General features: G+C 43.2%; 14 protein-coding genes. 9 read left to right on the top strand and 5 right to left on the bottom strand.

Annotated features, from left to right (window positions below):
• The first annotated feature begins 5 nt into the window (after positions 1–5).
• The 6 genes from ABXT42_RS06795 (at position 6) to sucD (ending at position 8,558) form a co-directional block, all read left to right on the top strand.
• Positions 6–710 carry a succinate dehydrogenase iron-sulfur subunit gene (locus ABXT42_RS06795; RefSeq protein ID WP_443627399.1) on the top strand — a complete coding sequence of 235 codons (705 nt, stop codon included), beginning with the start codon at positions 6–8 and terminating at the stop codon, positions 708–710.
• Positions 711–862: 152 nt separating this feature from the next.
• Positions 863–3,700 (top strand): 2-oxoglutarate dehydrogenase E1 component, encoded by a 2,838-nt coding sequence (locus ABXT42_RS06790; RefSeq protein ID WP_443627398.1) that lies wholly within the window; start codon positions 863–865, stop codon positions 3,698–3,700.
• A gap of 50 nt (positions 3,701–3,750) precedes the next feature.
• Complete coding sequence (odhB, locus tag ABXT42_RS06785) at positions 3,751–4,968, top strand: 2-oxoglutarate dehydrogenase complex dihydrolipoyllysine-residue succinyltransferase (RefSeq protein WP_443627397.1); 1,218 nt, start codon at positions 3,751–3,753, stop codon at positions 4,966–4,968.
• Between the two features lie 64 nt (positions 4,969–5,032).
• A complete protein-coding gene (gene lpdA / locus ABXT42_RS06780) occupies positions 5,033–6,475 on the top strand; it encodes a dihydrolipoyl dehydrogenase (RefSeq protein ID WP_443627396.1) in 1,443 nt (480 codons plus the stop codon).
• Between the two features lie 41 nt (positions 6,476–6,516).
• The gene (gene sucC / locus ABXT42_RS06775; RefSeq protein WP_443627395.1) at positions 6,517–7,686 is read left to right on the top strand and encodes an ADP-forming succinate--CoA ligase subunit beta; all 1,170 of its coding nucleotides are present in this window, start codon (positions 6,517–6,519) and stop codon (positions 7,684–7,686) included.
• Positions 7,683–8,558 (top strand): succinate--CoA ligase subunit alpha, encoded by an 876-nt coding sequence (gene sucD, locus ABXT42_RS06770; RefSeq protein WP_443627394.1) that lies wholly within the window; start codon positions 7,683–7,685, stop codon positions 8,556–8,558. Before sucC ends, sucD begins: the two co-directional genes overlap by 4 nt.
• 100 nt (positions 8,559–8,658) lie before the next feature.
• Here sucD and metG read toward each other — a convergent pair whose 3' ends face one another.
• On the bottom strand, positions 8,659–10,347 hold the full coding sequence (gene metG / locus ABXT42_RS06765) for a methionine--tRNA ligase (protein ID WP_443627393.1): 1,689 nt from the start codon (positions 10,345–10,347) through the stop codon (positions 8,659–8,661).
• A 195-nt stretch (positions 10,348–10,542) separates the two neighbouring features.
• Here metG and trmA point away from each other — a divergent pair, with 195 nt between their 5' ends.
• Genes trmA through dcd form a run of 3 tightly spaced genes read left to right on the top strand, consistent with a single transcriptional unit; the run spans position 10,543 to position 13,087 of the window.
• Positions 10,543–11,661 carry a tRNA (uridine(54)-C5)-methyltransferase TrmA gene (gene trmA, locus ABXT42_RS06760; RefSeq protein WP_443627392.1) on the top strand — a complete coding sequence of 373 codons (1,119 nt, stop codon included), beginning with the start codon at positions 10,543–10,545 and terminating at the stop codon, positions 11,659–11,661.
• 8 nt (positions 11,662–11,669) lie between these two features.
• Complete coding sequence (gene apbC / locus ABXT42_RS06755) at positions 11,670–12,497, top strand: iron-sulfur cluster carrier protein ApbC (protein WP_443627391.1); 828 nt, start codon at positions 11,670–11,672, stop codon at positions 12,495–12,497.
• Between the two features lie 5 nt (positions 12,498–12,502).
• Positions 12,503–13,087: a dCTP deaminase gene (gene dcd / locus ABXT42_RS06750; RefSeq protein WP_443627390.1), complete on the top strand. Its 585-nt coding sequence runs from the start codon at positions 12,503–12,505 to the stop codon at positions 13,085–13,087.
• A gap of 50 nt (positions 13,088–13,137) precedes the next feature.
• Here dcd and ABXT42_RS06745 read toward each other — a convergent pair whose 3' ends face one another.
• The 4 genes from ABXT42_RS06745 to purM form a co-directional block, all read right to left on the bottom strand.
• Entirely contained in the window at positions 13,138–14,400 is a 1,263-nt protein-coding gene (locus ABXT42_RS06745; RefSeq protein ID WP_443627389.1) for a TolC family protein, read from the bottom strand.
• Between the two features lie 109 nt (positions 14,401–14,509).
• Positions 14,510–15,256, bottom strand: a complete 747-nt coding sequence (locus ABXT42_RS06740; RefSeq protein ID WP_443627388.1) for a DUF3108 domain-containing protein — start codon at positions 15,254–15,256, stop codon at positions 14,510–14,512.
• 34 nt (positions 15,257–15,290) lie between these two features.
• The gene (purN, locus tag ABXT42_RS06735; RefSeq protein WP_443627387.1) at positions 15,291–15,956 is read right to left on the bottom strand and encodes a phosphoribosylglycinamide formyltransferase; all 666 of its coding nucleotides are present in this window, start codon (positions 15,954–15,956) and stop codon (positions 15,291–15,293) included.
• 18 nt (positions 15,957–15,974) lie between these two features.
• Positions 15,975–17,021, bottom strand: coding sequence for a phosphoribosylformylglycinamidine cyclo-ligase (gene purM / locus ABXT42_RS06730; RefSeq protein WP_443627386.1), 1,047 nt, complete (start codon positions 17,019–17,021; stop codon positions 15,975–15,977).
• Positions 17,022–17,054 lie beyond the last annotated feature (33 nt).

Raw genomic sequence — 17,054 nt, 5'->3', positions numbered from 1 at the left:
GTGATATGTTAACAGTGAGTATTTATCGCTACCATCCAGAACTTGATGAAAAGCCTTATATGCAGGACTTTGAAGTAGATACTGGTGGTAAGGACATCATGGTATTAGACGTTTTGAACCTGTTGAAAATTCAAGATCGCAGCCTTGCTTATCGCCGCTCATGCCGCGAAGGCGTATGTGGTTCTGATGGTATGAATATTAATGGTACCAATGGCTTGGCGTGTATTACACCCTTGTCTTCGGTTGTAAAAAATAACAAATTAGTGCTTCGTCCATTGCCTGCTTTGCCTGTCATTCGTGATTTGGTAATTGACATGGATCAGTTCTATAAGCAATACGAAAAAATCAAACCATTCTTGTTGAATGATACGCCAGCCCCAGGCATTGAACGCCTTCAGTCACCTGAAGAGCGTGAAAAATTGGACGGCTTATATGAGTGTATTCTGTGCGCATGTTGTTCAACTGCTTGTCCATCATTTTGGTGGAATCCTGATCGTTTTATTGGCCCAGCCGGTTTGCTTCAGGCCTATCGTTTCTTAGCTGACAGTCGAGATACGGCCACTGAAGAGCGTCTGGCAGGCCTAGATGACCCGTTTAGTGTGTTTCGTTGTCATGGTATTATGAATTGCGTAACCGTATGTCCTAAAGGCTTAAACCCTACTAAGGCAATCGGGCATATTCGTAACATGCTAATGACCAGAGCTACCTAAGGGTATGTGAAGCACGCTTAAGGCAGTTAAAGCTTTGAGCGTGTGTTTCTTTAGAAAAATTGACGATGTAACTTAACCAATTGGCGCTATACGCGTTATACTATGCATGTTTGGTTAGGTTAGGCCATAAATAAAACAATCGGTGATACTGAATGCAAGACAGCGTAATGGAGCAGCAGAGGCGTGAGTCTCATTTCTCTGGTGGTAATTTCGCGTACATTGAAGAAATGTACGAAACCTATCTACGTGACCCCAATGCAGTTCCAGAGCAATGGCGCCAAGAATTTGATCAATTGCCACGAGTGCCCAACTCCATCAGTGGCGATATACCTCACTCTACAATAAAAGAACACTTTGTTCTCTTAGGTAAAAACCAAAGTAAATCACATCCTGTACAAACCTCTACTTTAAGCAGTGATCACGAGCGTAAACAAGTGCGAGTGATGCGACTTATTAACGCCTATCGTTTGCATGGTCACCAAGTTGCAAGTCTAGATCCTTTAGAGCTTCAACCTAAAGAAGTGGTGCCCACTTTAGATTTACATTTCCATGAATTATCAGCTGCAGACTTAGACACTGTTTTTCAGGTGGGTGCGTCATACTTAGGCAAAGAAGAAATGCCTTTGTCAGAAATCATTGCAGGGCTTGAAAAAACATATTGTTCAACAGTGGGTTGTGAGTACAGCCACATTGTAAATACAGATGAGAAACTATGGATCAGGCAGCGCGTTGAGTCAGTGCGCAGCCACCCGACACATACACCAGCAAAGCGTCGTCATATTTTTGAACGTTTAATCGCAGCTGAAGGTTTAGAAAAATATTTGGCTTCGCGTTTTTCTGGTGCCAAACGTTTTGGCCTAGAAGGTGGCGAAACCCTTATTCCAATGTTGGATAATATTATCCAGCGTTCAGGCAGTAACAAAGCCAAAGAAATTGTTATTGGCATGGCTCACCGTGGCCGTCTTAACGTATTGATTAATATTTTTGGCAAAAATCCAGTTGATTTATTTGAAGAGTTCGAAGGTAAGCGCCCTTTAAATACCTCTGGCGATGTTAAATACCATCAAGGTTTTTCAACCAATGTGAACACTCCAGGTGGAGAAGTTCATATGGCTTTAGCATTTAACCCTTCGCATTTAGAAATTGCTAATCCAGTTGCTGAAGGCTCAGTACGTGCCCGTCAAGACCGCCGTAATGATCCCCATGGTGACACAGTGCTACCTATTTGTTTGCATGGGGATGCAGCATTTGCCGGCCAAGGCGTAGTAATGGAAACATTGCAGATGTCCCAAACTCGTGCCTATAAAACTGGCGGTACTGTACACATAGTTATCAACAACCAAGTGGGCTTTACCACCAGTAAAAAAGAAGATGCGCGCACAACACCTTATTGCACCGATGTTGCTAAATTTATAGACGCACCTATTTTTCATGTTAACGGTGATGACCCAGACGCAGTGGCCTTTGTATCAGAGCTAGCACTTGACTATCGTAATGAATTCAAGCGCGACGTGGTGATAGATTTAGTGTGTTATCGTCGTCGCGGACACAATGAAGCTGATGAGCCCTCTGGTACGCAACCGCTCATGTATAACGCCATTAAAGCCAAACAAACTGTGGCGACATTGTATGGTCAACAATTGATCAATGATGGTGTTCTCACGCAAGAAGACATCACTATTTCGCAAAACGATTACCGTAATGCACTGGATAACGGTGAGCATGTGGCTAAATCTCTTGTGACCACTCCTGATGAAACTTTATTTGTTAACTGGAAGCCATACTTGAACCATGAGTGGACAGCCGCTGGTGATACGCGAGTTTCTGCTGAGTTATTGAAAGACTTAGGTAAACGTTTAGATCAGGTGCCTCAAGGTTTTGTTGTGCAGCGCCAAGTGAAAAAGATTCTTGATGACCGCTTGAAAATGGCATCTGGAGCTACAGAAATAAACTGGGGTTTTGCGGAAGTTATGGCTTATGCGTCTTTGTTAGAGGAAGGTTATCCTATCCGTCTTACTGGACAAGACGTGGGACGAGGAACGTTCTCTCATCGTCATGCAGTACTCCACGATCAAAAAGGTAGTGGCGCTTATGTCCCTTTACGTAACCTATCACCCACACAGCCTCAATTCACTATCTTTGATTCTCTTTTGTCAGAAGAGGCAGTGTTAGCTTTTGAATATGGCTATGCATCCACGGCGCCAGAAGGGTTAGTTATTTGGGAAGCTCAATTTGGTGACTTTGCCAACGGTGCTCAAGTCGTAATAGATCAGTTTATTACCAGTGGAGAGCATAAGTGGGGCCGTATGTGCGGCTTAACGATGCTGCTACCCCACGGATATGAAGGCCAAGGTCCAGAGCATTCTTCGGCGCGCTTAGAGCGTTTCTTGCAGCTGTGCGCTGAGCATAATATTCAGGTTTGTGTGCCTACGACTCCAGCACAAATATTCCACTTGATCAGACGTCAAGTGATACGCCCTATGCGCAAACCACTAGTGGTAATGTCGCCTAAGAGTCTACTTCGTCATAAAGTGGCTATCTCAAGCCTAGACGAGCTAGCTAATGGCGAATTCCAAAACGTCATCGATGATGTAGATGATCACAGCAAAGCGGCAGTGAAACGTGTTGTGCTAACCAGTGGCAAGGTTTACTACGATTTACTTGAACAGCGTCGTTTGGGCAAGTTAGATCATGTGGCGATTGTTCGCATTGAGCAATTGTATCCGTTCCCTGAGCAGCATTTAACTGATGTGTTATCGCAATACCCGAATCTAGAAATTGTAGTTTGGTGTCAAGAAGAGCCCCAAAACCAAGGTGCTTGGTATTGCAGTCAGCATCATATGCGTAAAGTTGTTCAAAGTGGCCGTCCTAGCCTGCCTTTGGTTGTTGCCTCAAGGCCTGCCTCTGCAGCGCCAGCATGTGGTTACATGTCTGTGCACCTAGAAGAACAACGTTATTTAGTAGCCCAAGCACTGGGATTAGAATCATGAACGGGTTAATAGAGCAAACCCTACTAATCAATAAAGCGAAGAGATAAACCATGTCTATTGAAATTAAAGCACCATCTTTTCCTGAGTCTGTGGCCGATGGCACTATCGCAACTTGGCACAAGCAACCAGGGCAAGCGTGCAAACGTGATGATTTGATCGTTGATATTGAGACCGATAAGGTAGTAATGGAAGTGGTTGCGCCAGCAGACGGTAGCTTGTCAGAAATTATGGCAGGTGAAGGAAGCACTGTGTTGAGTAACGAAGTGATTGCTATGTTTGTTGCAGGCGATGTCGCCGCAGCAGCCCAAGCCGTTACTGCAACAGAAGCTGATGCTGTCGCACTTGATGCAAGTGGCCCAGCTGTGCGTAAGTTACTACACGAAAATAATTTAGATGCGAGTTTGGTTGTAGGTACGGGTAAAGGTGGGCGTTTGCTTAAAGAAGACGTGCTTAATTACTTGAAAAACCCAAGTGTAGTCGCACCAGTGTCCACGGCTCCTGTTGCTGCACCAGTAGCAGCACCTGTTGCCACAGAAATGCCTGCACCTTCTACTGGGCCAACACATCGCACATCAAGACGTGTGCCTATGACACGGTTGCGTTCAACCATAGCAAAACGTTTAGTGTCTGCCCAAAATGAAGCTGCTATGCTGACTACCTACAATGAAGTAGATATGTCTCCAATTATGGCGCTTCGCAAGCAATATAAAACTCAATTTGAAAAAGCCCATAATGGTACTCGTTTAGGCTTTATGTCATTTTTTGTGAAGGCTGCAGCAGAAGCACTTAAGCGCTTTCCAGCAGTTAACGCCTCATTAGATGGCAATGATATGGTTTATCATGCGTATCAAGACATCAGTGTTGCTGTATCTACAGATCGTGGCCTAGTAGTGCCAGTATTACGCGATGTAGAAGCAATGACTTTGGCTGATATCGAAAAAGGCATTGTGGGTTTAGCTACTCAAGCTAAGGCAGGCAAATTAACACTAGAAGACATGCAAGGTGGTACTTTCACCATCACTAATGGTGGTATTTTTGGATCGTTATTATCCACCCCCATTTTGAATGCCCCACAAACAGCAATTCTTGGCATGCACACTATCCAAGAACGCCCTGTTGCAGAAAACGGCCAAGTTGTTATACGCCCAATGATGTATTTAGCTCTGTCTTATGATCATAGGATGATTGATGGCAAGGATGCGGTTCAGTTCTTAGTGACCATTAAGGAATTACTGCAAGACCCAGCACGAATATTGCTAGAAATATAAGCCGGCCTAATTAACCTAGTCTGTGTTGTGATGCTGCGTAGATTAAAAAACATGAGAAAGTATTATGTCCCAAGAATTTGATTTAGTTGTTATTGGCGGTGGCCCTGGTGGCTACGTTGCTGCCATTCGTGCTGCTCAGTTAGGCTTGAAAACAGCCTGTGTAGAAAAATGGACGAGCCAAAAGGGTACCCCAGTATTGGGTGGTACTTGCTTAAACGTTGGCTGTATCCCATCAAAAGCATTATTAGACTCTACCCATAAGTTTCATGATGCCAAACATGAATTTGAAATGCATGGTATCAACACGGGTGAAGTATCTATGGACGTAGCCACAATGTTGGCTCGTAAAGATACTATTGTAAAAAACCTCACATCTGGTGTAGCGGGCTTATTTAAAGCCAATGGCGTCACCTTGATCCATGGCACAGGGCAGCTACAAAAAGACTGCACAGTTAAAGTGACAGCTGTGGACGGCAGTGTGAGTGAAGTGAAGGCTAAAAATGTGATCTTGGCTGCAGGTTCTGTGGCTGTGAGTATTCCGCCAGCACCTTTAACTGATGACATGATTGTGGATAACGTTGGCGCACTTAATATTAGTGAAGTGCCAAAACGACTAGGTATCATCGGTGCTGGTGTTATTGGTTTGGAAATGGGCACTGTATGGCAGCGTTTAGGTAGTGATGTTGTTGTATTAGAGGCTATGGATACATTCTTATCTTTAGCTGATAAAGATCTATCTAAAGAAGCAGCTAAGCTATTAAAGAAGCAGGGTATGAATATTCGCCTTGGTGCTTTGGTTACAGGCACGCAAGTGGTGGATAATGAAGTTAAAGTGTCTGTTAAAAAAGCTGATGGAGACCCTGAAACTCTTACTTTTGACAAACTAATCGTGGCTGTTGGACGTAAACCTTACACGGAAGGGTTATTAGCAGCTGATGCAGGGGTAAGCCTTGATGAGCGTGGTTTCATTCACGTTAACGAACATTGTAAAACAGGTGCTCCTGGGGTTTATGCTATTGGTGATGTAGTACGTGGTCCAATGTTAGCTCACAAAGCCTCTGAAGAAGGCATGATGGTAGCAGATATCATCGCTGGGCATAAAGCACTGATGAATTATGACTGTATCCCTTGGGTTATTTATACTCATCCAGAAATGGCATGGGTTGGTAAAACAGAGCAGCAGTTAAAAGCAGAAGGCGTGGAAATTAAAGTGGGTAAATTCCCATTTGCAGCTTCAGGCCGTGCTATGGCAGCAAACGATACACAAGGTTTTGTAAAGCTGATTGCTGATGCAAAGACAGATCGTATCTTAGGTTGTCACATTATTGGAGGTAACGCATCTGAGCTTATTGCTCAGGCCGTAATCGCAATGGAATTTGGCTCTACTGCCGAAGACCTAGCACTTACTGTATTTGCTCACCCATCATTAAGTGAAGCTGTGCACGAAGCAGCTTTAGCAGTAGATGGCCATGCTATTCATGTGGCTAACAGGAAAGCAAGAAAGTAGTTATTTAAGTTAAATTTAACGTTAAGTAAACAGGCAACATAATGAATCTTCATGAATATCAAGGCAAACAGTTGTTTGCCCAGTACGGCTTGCCCGTATCTACCGGTATCGCCGTAGATACAGCAGAAGAAGCTATGGCTGCACTGGATCAAATTCCAGGTGAGCGTTGGGTAATTAAGGCACAAGTTCATGCTGGCGGTCGCGGTAAAGCAGGCGGCGTACAGTTAATTACTTCTAAGCAAGAAGCAGCTGATTTTGCTAACAAGTGGCTAGGCAACCGCATGGTTACCTACCAGACAGATGCTGATGGACAACCTGTTTCTAAAGTGTATCTTGAAACTTGCACTGATATCGCTCAAGAGCTTTATCTTGGTGCTGTAGTTGATCGCAGTAGCCAGCGTATCGTATTTATGGCGTCTACCGAAGGTGGCGTTGAAATTGAGCAGGTTGCAGAAGAGACTCCTGAAAAAATACTAAAGGCAGAAATTGATCCTTTAACCGGCGCACAGCCATACCAAGGTCGTGATTTGGCGTTTAAGCTTGGCCTTAAGGGCAAGCAGATTGGTCAGTTTACTAAAATCTTTATGGGCTTGGCGCAGTTGTTCCAAGACAAAGACCTAGCCTTGCTAGAAATTAACCCACTAGTAGTAACAGATGCCGGCGATTTGCACTGTTTAGATGCTAAGGTAGTGATCGACAGTAATGCTGTTTACCGTCACAAAGATATTCAAACCATGCATGATCCAAGTCAAGATGATGAGCGTGAAGCTCATGCAGCTTCTTGGGAGCTAAACTATGTTGCCCTAGATGGCACTATAGGTTGTTTGGTTAACGGTGCAGGCCTAGCTATGGGTACAATGGATATTGTAGCTACACATGGTGGCTTCCCGGCTAACTTCTTAGACGTAGGTGGCGGCGCAACCAAAGAACGCGTAACAGAGGCGTTCAAAATCATTTTGTCTGATGATCGTGTTAAAGCCGTACTTGTTAATATTTTTGGTGGCATTGTACGTTGTGATTTAATTGCAGAAGGTATCATTGGTGCAGTTAAAGAAGTGGGCGTAAGTGTGCCTGTGGTTGTGCGTTTGGAAGGTAATAATGCAGAACTGGGAAGTCAAAAGTTGGCTGAAAGCGGCCTTGATATTATAGCCGCCACTAGCTTAAGTGGTGCAGCCCAGCAAGTGGTTGCAGCAGCTGGAGGTGCAGCATGAGTATCTTGATTAATAAAGACACCAAGGTGATTTGCCAAGGTTTTACTGGCAGTCAGGGTACGTTTCATTCTGAACAAGCCATTGAATATGGCACTAAGATGGTGGGTGGTGTAACACCTGGTAAAGGTGGCACAACACATTTAGGCTTGCCTGTATTTAATACGGTTGCTGAAGCTGTTGCAGCTACAGGTGCGCAAGCCTCTGTGATCTATGTGCCTGCAGCTTTTTGTAAGGACTCTATTCTAGAAGCAGCTAATTCTGGTATTAAGTTTATTGTTGCCATTACCGAAGGTATTCCAACCTTAGATATGTTGGTGTGTAAGGTCGTTTGTGACCAGTTGGGTGTTCGCTTAGTAGGCCCTAACTGTCCAGGCGTTATCACCCCAGGTGAATGCAAAATCGGCATTATGCCAGGTCACATTCACTTAGCAGGTAAAGTAGGCATAGTGTCTCGTTCTGGTACCTTAACTTATGAAGCAGTTAAGCAAACTACAGATGCAGGCTTTGGTCAGTCTACTTGTGTAGGTATTGGTGGTGATCCGATTCCAGGCACTAACTTTATCGACGTGCTTGAGTTGTTTGAAAAAGATCCAGCTACAGAAGCGATCGTAATGATTGGCGAGATTGGTGGCACTGCAGAAGAAGAAGCTGCAGCATACATCAAAGCTAACGTTACTAAGCCTGTTGTATCTTACATCGCTGGTGTTACAGCGCCTGCTGGTAAGCGTATGGGCCATGCTGGTGCGATTATTTCAGGTGGTAAAGGCACTGCAGATGAGAAGTTTGCAGCGTTAGAAGACGCTGGTGTTAAAACTGTTCGTTCTTTAGCTGATATTGGCAAAGCACTAAAAGAAATTACTGGCTGGAGCTAATAAGCTTTAATCAACTATTTCATCAAAAAGGCCACCCTAGTCAAACTAGGGTGGCCTTTTTTGTGGCTGCTAAAAACGTATTAAAAAATATTTTAGCAGGTTAGTCCTTGTTTGCTTTAAGCGCCAGTTCTTTAGCCACTTCTATCTTGGAGTCTTCAACAATAGCCTCTATTTGACTGGCTTCAATGCGAGTAATGAGAGGTTTAAACTTCTCTATACTATGGGCAACCAACGGTGTGCCTAAGCTAGACCAAGCTAGATCATCATTAAGGAAGGTGGCAGCATCTTTGGTCATAATAGGTAATACAGGCTTTAAATATATCATTAACATGCGAAACATGTTCAAACCTGTTGAGCAAATATCTTGTACCTGCTGTTCGCAGCCTTCTTGCTTAGCCAGTACCCACGGTGCTTTATCAGCGATGTACTGATTGGCTTGATCAGCTAAAGTCATGATCGACTTAATGGCTTTACCAAATTCGCGATTTTCATAATACTCAGCAATAACAAGTTGCTCATCAGTAAAGGCTTTAAGTAATTCTGGCTCGCTTATACTTGCGCTCAATTGACCATCAAACCTCTTGCTAATAAATCCAGCACTGCGGCTAGCAATGTTAACTACCTTGCCTACCAAATCAGAGTTTACGCGCTGTACAAAATCTTCTAGATTTAAGTCTATGTCATCAACCTTGTTATTGAGCTTGGCCGCAAAGTAATAACGTAAATATTCGGGGTTAAGGTGACGTAAATAAGTGCTAGCTTTGATAAATGTGCCACGTGATTTAGACATTTTTTGCCCATTCACAGTTAAAAACCCATGAGCATAAACCGCTGTTGGGGTGCGAAATTCTGCTGCATGCAACATAGCAGGCCAAAACAGGCCGTGAAAGTTAATAATGTCTTTACCAATAAAATGATACAGCTCTGTGCTGGATTCTTTGTTCCAATAATGATCAAAGTCTAAGCTTTCAGTGCGTTCGCACAGGTTTTTGAAACTAGCCATGTAGCCAATTGGCGCATCTAGCCACACATAAAAAAACTTATTTTCTTGCCCTGGAATTTCAAATCCAAAGTAGGGCGCATCTCTACTGATATCCCACTCTTGCAAACCAGAATCTAACCACTCGGCTAGTTTGTTGGCAATCTCACTTTGAAGGCTGCCGCTGCGAGTCCATTCTTTAAGTAATGCTTCAAAGTTAGGTAATTTGAAAAATAAATGAGTAGAGTCTTTTTGAATAGGTGTAGCACCAGATATAGCCGATTTAGGCTTAATCAAATCGGCTGGAGAGTAGGTGGCCCCACATGCTTCACAGTTATCACCATACTGATCTTCGGTTTTGCATTTTGGACAAGTGCCTTTAATAAAACGGTCGGCCAAGAAGAGTTGTTTCTCTGGATCAAATGCCTGAGTGATGGTGCGTGAGGCTATGTGGCCTTTTTCTTGGCAGGCGTTATAAATATATTCTGCAAATTCACGGTTTTCAGGTGAGTGAGTGGAATAGAAATTATCAAAGGATACATTGAAATCGCTAAAATCTTGTTCGTGTTCTGCCTGTACATTAGCAATGAGCTGCTCAGGCGTAATGCCTTCTTGTTCAGCCCTTAGCATGATGGCGGTTCCGTGTGCATCATCAGCACACACATAATGGCAGGTGCTACCTATGTGGCGTTGGTATCGCACCCAAATGTCAGTTTGAATGTATTCCAGCATGTGGCCAAGGTGTATTGATCCATTGGCGTAAGGTAAGGCGCTGGTTACAAGTATTTCGCGTGCTTTAGTATCTGTCATGGGGTAGGTTTGAGTGCCTTAGGGCGCTAAATGGAGCGCAAACTAGTAGATTTTTTAATTCAGACACCATTGTACAAAACATTGGCCTGTACGCCTATACTTTATGCACTTAGTGAGCTCAGGATTATGTATTTATGCCCACTTGCCCTGCTATAATCGCGCTTAATAACGTCATCCAGTTGAAGGAGTATGTCTGTGGCCCTTGAGCCTCTACAACCGCAAGAATACCAAGCGCTATTAGACGCCAAAAGTGAGCATATTCGTTCTCGTTTTGACGACTTAGGAGACTTTGCCACTCACGTTGAATTAGATGTATTGCCATCAAAGCCCAAACACTATCGTATGCGTGCAGAATTTCGCATGTGGCACGAAGGTGACGATTTATATTATGCCATGTTTCCACCTGGCAATAAGTACCAACCTATTCGTATAGAGTCTTTTCCACAAGCTAGTGAGCGTATTAATGACCTCATGATGCCTTTGCTTGAAGGTATAAAGTCTTCGTTGGTATTAAGCCATAAACTGTTTCAAATAGACTTTTTGAGCAGTCAGCGCGGTGAAATTTTGGTTAGTATGCTCTACCATAAACAGCTTGGAGATGATTGGCTGGCTTTGGCAGATGCTTTACGTATTGAGCTTGGCATTAATATTATTGGCCGTGCGCGCAAACAAAAACATGTGTTGGGTATGGGCTACATTATGGAAACCCTTAACATAAAGGGTCGCCAGTATCATTATCAACAAGTTGAAAATGCATTTACTCAGCCTAATGCGTGCGTCAATGAAAAAATGATCACTTGGGCTTGTCAGAGTATTGAGCGTTTTGGCAACACAGACAAACCCGATTTATTAGAGCTATATTGTGGTAATGGCAACTTTACAGTGCCTTTGGCTGCACAATTTCGTAAGGTAATGGCTACAGAAATTGCTAAATCTTCAGTTAATTCAGCCCATTTTAACCTAGCCGAAAATAATGTTGATAATGTGACTATTGTCCGGCTTTCTAGTGAAGAAATGACGCAAGCCTTGGCTGGAGTGCGTGCTTTTAGGCGCTTGGCTGATGTAGACTTAACAAGCTTTGAATTTGGTACTATTTTAGTAGATCCACCAAGAGCTGGTTTGGATCCAGACACTTTACGATTAGTACAACAATTTGATCAAGTGATTTATATTTCCTGTAACCCAGAAACATTGCTAGATAACTTACAAGAGCTCAAACAAACCCACGACCTTAAACGCTTGGCTTTGTTTGACCAATTTCCTTATACCCACCATGCTGAATGTGGTGTGGTGCTGCATAAACGTAATTCATAGGACACATTATGAGCGATACACGACCAGAAGGTCTTCAAAATATCAAGCACATCGTTGCCGTAGCATCAGGTAAGGGTGGTGTAGGTAAATCTACCACCACTGTAAACGTGGCATTAGCTATGGCCAAAGCGGGCTATAAAGTAGGTGTGCTAGATGCTGATATTTACGGCCCAAGCCAAGGTTTAATGCTTGGTGTTAGCGAAGGTACCCATCCAGAAACTATGGCAGAAAAATGGTTTGTACCTATTCAAGCCCATGGTGTAAGTGTCATGTCTATGGCCTTTTTAGTAGATGCCAACTCGCCGATGGTTTGGCGTGGACCTATGGCTGCAGGGGCATTACAACAAATGTTACTACAAACGCATTGGGGTGAATTAGATTATCTATTTGTTGATATGCCTCCTGGCACTGGTGACATTCAGTTAACACTTTGCCAAAAAGCACAAGTTTCAGGTGCTTTAATTGTGACTACGCCACAAGATTTAGCGTTATTAGATGCACGCAAAGGCATTGAAATGTTTAACAAAGTGAATGTGCCAGTATTAGGTGTTGTAGAAAACATGAGCACCCATGTATGTAGCCAATGTAACCATGAAGAAGCTATTTTTGGTGCTGGCGGTGGTGCTTCATTAGCTAAACAATATGGCACACAATTACTTGCCAGCTTACCACTTAGTATGGCTATTAGAGTACGCGTTGATAGTGGCACGCCAACCGTGGTTGCAGAGCCTCAGTCAGCAGCGGCAAATACCTATGTGCAGTTAGCCCATGCGCTTGTGGCACAACTGGATGGTACTAGCCAATCCATGCCTAATATTAGTGTAGATGAAGATTAACCACTATGCGTTTAAGTGATAAAGATATTATAGCAGCGCTCAATAGCGGCAAAATTGGTATTGAGCCACGGCCTGAAGATGCGGTGATTACAGGAGTAAGTGTAGACCTTAGATTGGGCAACAGCTTTCGTGTATTCAAAGATCACGCACGTGCTTTTGTAGATGTAAGTGCCAGCCGTGAAGAGATTAATAGCACCCTTGAAGCCATAATGAGTGACGAGATTGTTGTTGCAGAAGGAGAAAGCTTCTTTTTACACCCAGGCGAATTAGCACTGGCTGTAACATTGGAGTCGATCACTATTCCTGATGACCATGTGGGTTGGTTAGATGGGCGCTCTTCACTAGCTAGGTTAGGGCTTATGGTGCACGTGACGGCGCATCGAATAGACCCAGGGTGGAGTGGCGCTATTGTGCTTGAGTGCTTTAACAGTGGTAAATTGCCATTGGCCTTAAAACCTAACATGACGATTGGGGCAATAAACTTTGAAACTTTGTCTAGTCCGGCTCTAAGGCCTTATAACAAGCGTGTAGATGCTAAATATAAGCACCAGCAAAGTGCTGTAGCTAGTCGTATAGACCAAGATAACTAGAACACTCCAGAGTTCAGCTACCCATAAGGGTGGCTGAACTCATCTACAGATTAGTTAAACCACTGGTCTAGCTGAGCTAGATCGCTGGTATTTAACAAACCACTGGATTTTTTCAAACGCAATTGATTTAACACTAAATCAAGTCGCGCATTAGCTAGGTTTCTTTGGGCAGAAAACACCAGCTTTTCAGCATCCAAAATATCACTGATGCTTCTTAAACCCAGTTCATATTCTGTATTCTTGCCTGCTAAAGCTGCTTGTACAGCCACGTTTAGCTGCGCTAATGCTTGAATTTGTTTATGGCTAGTATCTAAAGCTTGATACCAACGCCTAATATCTTGCTGGGTAGTTTTGAGTAATGCTTGGCCTTGTTGCTGGCTTGCATACCATGTTTCTTTGGCTTCTTTAGTTTGAGCGATGTTAAGTCCGCCATCATAAAAAGTGCCAGAAATACCTATTGATAGAGTTCTTGAATCGCCAGAAATAGAGCTGTAATTTTGTGACATCGAAATACTAGCAGTAGGGTACAAGCCTACTTCTTTGGCTTGGTAGGTATGATATGCCTGCTGGGTAGCAAAAGCATTGCTAGATACATCTAAGTTGTGTATCTGAGCTAACATAAACCAATTTTTTAGCGTGTCACTTTGTACAAGCTCTTGTGCATTAAAATTGTTAGCTAGGCTAGTCAATTGATCAGGTAGCGTTTGATTGGTTAAGTTTTCTAGATCTGAGCGAGCCAAGCTTAAGCTTTGCTCCACTTGTAACAGCACTACCTGTAATTGTTGCAAACTAGCTTCAACATCTTGTAGCTCTATAATGCTGGTGATACCTAGTTCCACTTGTTGGCGAGTTTGTTTTAAACGTTGCTCAAGTGCAGTGAGTTCAGCTAAGCTTGAAAAAAGTTGATTCTGTTGTTTTAAAACAGCGACATAGCGTTCGATAACAGAGTAAATAAGATTTTGATGGGTTTTCTCAAAACTAACCCTTGCTCCACCAGCACTTTGTTCGGCCACTTTCATACCATAGTATGCATCTAGCCTTAAAGGCATTGCTACCCTAACACCATAAGTATTGCTATTGGATGCAGAGTCTAAAGCTAAATTTTGATTAACTGATCCGCTCACTGCTGGCATTATAGCGCTTTTGGCTTGAGGGATAATCTGTAACTTAGATTCTAGCATGTGCTGAGCGGCTAAATAACTTGGGTCATTGGCCTGTGCAAGTGCAAACAGTTCTTCAAATTGGCTAGCATGACTACTTACGGCTGTAGTAGCGGTAAAAATTAAGGCAGCAAAACGGTTCAAAGTGGCCAAAGTAAATCCTTCAATAACGGTTTAATAGTTAACAAGTTTAACTAAATTACATATTAGGTGCTAATAATTTTACTTAGTTTTGCATATACCGTGCTGTATTTGTTAACACTCAACTATCAAGCCATTTCAGTTCTACTAAATTGAGCTGGTAACGTTTTCCATCCGCTTCTTTTTGTACAATTTTAACGATGCTGTAATCTAATTCTGGGGCAAACCAAATCCATGTTTCACGATCAGATTCTACGCCACGGTCACGCTTAATGCGTATTGACTTATAGCGACCTAGCGGCGTTTCGATAACGTCTTCACCGTCTATAATAAAACTGTAGGTTTTAAGGTGTCCGCCATCTGCTACTTCATAATGATAGGTTTTGTTTAAACTATTGTCAGCTTTAGGTGTTTGGGCCAGGTCAAGTTGTAGGCGCATTTGTACGCTTTGTTTATCTAGTGTGCCAGGCACAATGTCCATTACCCAAGAGGAACCCCCAGCAGTGTTTTCAACCTTAAGATTAGGCCACTCAAAAGCGACTTCTACTTTACGAGTTTTATTTAATATCTTGCGTTGGTAACGGTAGTGCACAGGTAAAATTTGATCATCTGTCACATTAAATAAGCTAGATTCTGTGAGTGATGCAACCATGGCGCTAGCAGATGTGGTTAAGCGATAACTGCCATCTTGGTTTTTGATTAAACTGCGTTTGGCTTTGCCAGATAAACTGATACCTAAATCCCATTGACTAGAATATGCAGCCTCAAAAGAACGCAGCGATGCAGTGGAGCTAATACTCCAAAGCATGATTAATAAAAGTGAAGTTATGCGGGGTAGGTAAGATAAAAATTGCTGAAAATAAGACATTGCACTTCCTTGATTAATGAATAATTGGCAGCTATTAGGGCAGGTAAGGCATTCCTTGTACTGGCAGATTATGACCATCCATTGACACAGTGGCGTTCTGCAGCGTTAGGCGCCCCTCACAAAACCATTTGATAGCGATGGGGTAAATAATATGCTCTTGTACTAAAACCCTAGCAGCCAAAACGCTCGGTGAGTCCATTTCTAAAACTGGCACTATGGCTTGTATGACAATAGGTCCGCCATCAAGTTCACTTGTTACAAAGTGAACACTGGCGCCGTGCTGATCTTCTTCGGCTTCTAGCGCCCGCTCATGAGTGTTAGTGCCTTTAAATAAAGGCAATAGTGAGGGGTGAATATTAAGCATGCGGCCATGGTAATGGTTGGTAAGCTCAGGCGTAAAAATACGCATAAATCCAGCCAACACTACAAGCTCTGGCTGCTTATCATCTATAGCGCGTATTAATTCCCGGTCAAACGCTTCACGACTGCTGTACTCAAGGTGATTGACCACCTGAGTTGCAATACCCGCCTTATGAGCACGAGCTAAACCCATGGCATTGGGTTGGTTGCTAATTACTAATTCGATAGTAGCCACAATGGTGCCCGCAGCAATAGCATCAATCAATGTTTGTAGATTGCTACCACCGCCAGATATAAGCACCACAAGGCGCGGTATCTGCTGTAATGATTCTTGATGCATCAAAGTATCCAAGTGTTGTTAACGCAGAATAATAGCGTCTTCTAAGCCAGAGTTTTGCTTGATGTTGCCAATAACCCAAGGCTTTTCGCCAGCAGCTTCTAGCGTCTTTAGCGTTTTTTCTTGGTCTGCTTCAGCCACTACTATAACCATGCCTACACCACAGTTAAAGGTGCGGTACATTTCAGTATCAGTCACATTGCCATTGTTTTGTAACCAAGCAAATACATCAGGTTGCTGCCAAGAGTTGGTGTCAATTACGGCAACGCTGTCTGCGGGTAAAACACGAGGAATATTTTCAAGTAAGCCGCCACCTGTAATATGCGACAAAGCTCTTACATCTACGTGCTTAAACAATTCCAATAAAGCTTTTACATAAATACGGGTAGGTTCCATCAAAGCTTCACCAAGGGTGATGCCGTTGATGTCTTGCTGTAAATCAGCTTTGCTTACTTCAATGATTTTACGGATTAAAGAGTAACCATTCGAGTGTGGTCCCGATGCAGGTAAGCCAATAAGTACATCACCTGCAGCAACTTTGGTGCCGTCTATAATTTTGCTTTTCTCTACAATACCTACACAGAATCCGGCTAAATCGTAATCTTCGCCTTCATACATACCTGGCATCTCAGCGGTTTCACCACCGACTAAAGATGCACCTGCAAGAGAGCAGCCTTCGCCAATGCCAGTTACTACACGTGTTGCTATTTCTACGTCTAGTTTGCCAGTAGCATAATAGTCTAAAAAGAATAATGGCTGCGCACCAGAAACAATGAGGTCATTTGCGCACATAGCAACAAGGTCTATGCCGATATGATCATGGCGGTTAAGCTCTAAAGCTAGCTTTAACTTTGTACCTACACCGTCAGTGCCAGAAACCAGTACAGGTTCATCATAACCTTTGGGTAATTCAAACAAGGCGCCAAAACCACCTAGCCCAGCCATTACTTCTGGGCGACGGGTGCGCTTTGCAACCCCTTTAATTCGTTCAATAAGGGCATTGCCTGCATCGATATCGACACCAGCATCTTTGTAACTTAGGGAATTAGTAGGGGCTTGGGTGCTCATAGCAGGAAGTGACCTTAAGAGATTAAAACGATA

Origin of the sequence: Candidatus Njordibacter sp. Uisw_002 (assembly GCF_047730155.1) — a bacterium.
Lineage (GTDB): Bacteria > Pseudomonadota > Gammaproteobacteria > Pseudomonadales > Balneatricaceae > Njordibacter.
The sequence above is the reverse complement of the archived record's forward strand: the minus strand, read 5'-3'. Positions and strand labels throughout refer to the sequence as shown.